Source organism: Herbaspirillum sp. C7C2 (assembly GCF_022627865.1).
Classification (GTDB): domain Bacteria; phylum Pseudomonadota; class Gammaproteobacteria; order Burkholderiales; family Burkholderiaceae_D; genus Herbaspirillum; species Herbaspirillum frisingense.
Map to the genome: position 1 here is coordinate 1 of NZ_JABXGI010000070.1, position 279 is coordinate 279.

The window sequence follows — 279 nt, forward strand, 5'->3', positions numbered from 1 at the left end:
TGCCGTGGCTGCTCGTCACGGCCACGAACGTCGCCCGCAACCAGACCCGTGCGGCCCGGCGGTACCGGGCCGCGCTCGACCGGTTGCCGCCACCCGAACCCGTCCCCGACCACGCGGACCGGGACGATGACGGGGACGCCGTCCGGGCGCTCCGGCAGCTCGGGCACCGCGACCAGGAGATCATCACGCTGTCGGTCCTCGAGGGCTACAGCGAGCGGGAGATCGCCGCCGCACTCGGCATCGCGCCGGGAACGGTGAAGTCGCGCCTCTCCCGCGCAC

Annotated in this window: 1 protein-coding gene; it reads left to right on the forward strand. The window is 74.6% G+C overall.

Annotated elements, in window-relative coordinates; translation table 11 throughout:
• Positions 1 to 279, forward strand: a 279-nt coding sequence (locus HWE04_RS24270; protein ID WP_241813932.1) for an RNA polymerase sigma factor, incomplete at both ends; no start/stop codon positions are given.